Annotated in this window: 1 protein-coding gene and 1 pseudogene; both read right to left on the bottom strand. The window is 41.9% G+C overall.

Annotation, left to right across the window (positions count from 1 at the left end; genetic code table 11):
• A partial coding sequence (locus G625_RS0114605) for a polysaccharide biosynthesis C-terminal domain-containing protein (protein WP_044933018.1) occupies positions 1 to 1157 on the bottom strand: 1157 nt, incomplete at its 3' end.
• 11 nt (positions 1158 to 1168) lie between these two features.
• Positions 1169 to 1729, bottom strand: a pseudogene (locus G625_RS20245) (UDP-N-acetylglucosamine 2-epimerase); the annotation flags it as partial.
• Positions 1730 to 1888: the final 159 nt, after the last annotated feature.

Genomic DNA, 1888 nt, shown 5'->3' on the forward strand with positions numbered 1-1888 from the left:
AAAATCTCGTTGCATGTCATAACAGTTACAAGGTTCTCTGTATCAGACAAGTTTATAATGTTATGCGTCCAACCCGGAATCATATGAACAGCTTCAATCTTATCCCCAGAAACTTCAAACTCCACAACCTCTCCGGTATTGATGTTTCGTTCCTGTATCAGTCCGTGTCCTGCAACTACTATAAAAAGCTCCCACTTGGAATTGTGCCAATGCTGTCCCTTTGTAATTCCAGGCTTGCTGATGTTGATGGATACTTGCCCGCAATCTGCTGTGTGAACAAGCTCAGTGAATGAGCCTCTGTCATCACAGTTCATCTTCAGTGCATACTTAAACTTATCCGTAGGCAGATATGTAAGATACAAGCTGTACAATTTCTTTACAAAAGAGCCCTCCGGCATCTTCGGCATCATTAAAGTGGTTGGCTGTGCCTTAAATTCTTCTAGAAGATCAACGATCTCTCCCAATGTTACCTTGTGTGTTACCGGTACACAGCAGTATCTTCCATCATCCCGAAGTACTGTTTCAACACCGTCGAATTCACAATGTTTCTCTTTACCCTCCAGAAGATCATACATACCTTCTACGAGATCATCTATATACAGAAGCTCCAGTTCTGTACTTCGATCGTTCACGGTAAATGGTTCATCATTAGCAACAGCCCAGCAGAATGTCGAAACAGCAGAATTATATTTCGGTCTGGAATGTCCCATCAGGTTAGGGAAACGATAAACAGCTACCTTCGCACCTGTCTCTTTTCCATATTCAAAGAACAGTTCCTCTCCGGCCTTCTTACTGCGACCATATTCTGAATCCCCAAACCTCCCGGCAAGTGTTGCCTGAATCGATGAACTCAGCATAATTGCAGCCTTATTATTCTTACTCTTAAGTGTATTCAGCAGCTCACTTGCAAATCCAAAATTCCCCTTCATGAAATCTTCCGGATTCTCAGGTCTGTTAACCCCTGCCAAGTTAAAAACAAAGTCTGCTTTTCCGCAAAACTCTTCCAATTCCTCTTTAGTGGAATTCAGATCATATTCATATATCTCATCAATCTTAATACCCGGCCTGCTCTGATTCTTCCCATCCCTGATATTCTTCAGATTATTCACAAGAGCGGTGCCCACCATGCCCTTGGCCCCCGTCACAAGTATATTCATAGTACACCGTCCTAAATATCTTTTCTCCAAACCATCTTATTCACAACGCCCACATAAGACTGGATTATCTTTACAACTTTATCCGAAACATTTACATCTGTATAATCCGGAACCGGAATAGCTCCGCCATCCTTTTCTTCCTTCACCATCTCAACCGCAGTATCAACAGACTGAAGAAGTCCCTTTGTATCAATTCCGGAAAGAATGAAACAAGCCTTATCCAATGCCTCAGGCCTCTCTGTAGATGTCCTTATACAAACAGCGGCAATAGGATTTCCGATAGACGTAAAAAAACTGCTCTCTTCCGGAAGTGTTCCGGAATCGGACACAACTGCAAATGCATTCATCTGCAGGCAATTATAATCATGGAATCCCAATGGCTCATGCTGAATAACTCTCTGATCAAGCTTGAAGCCGGAAGCCTCCAGTCTCTTCTTTGATCTCGGATGACACGAATACAAAATAGGCATATCATACTTCGCCGCCATCTCATTAATCGCAGTAAAAAGACTTGTGAAATTCTTTTCCGTATCGATGTTTTCTTCTCTGTGAGCTGAAAGCAGGATATACCTTGTCAAAGCCAATGCTGATGAAGAGATAAAAAATAAAAGCAGACCGAAAAATAAATTCAATTATCAAGCAAACAGGACATTTATAATCGGCAGGATGAGAACACTCTTCATCAAACTTGTTGTTGGTATTTCTGAGATGTCCGACCTCGATATACTCCT

The organism is Oribacterium sp. NK2B42 (genome assembly GCF_000424445.1).
GTDB lineage: Bacteria > Bacillota > Clostridia > Lachnospirales > Lachnospiraceae > Oribacterium.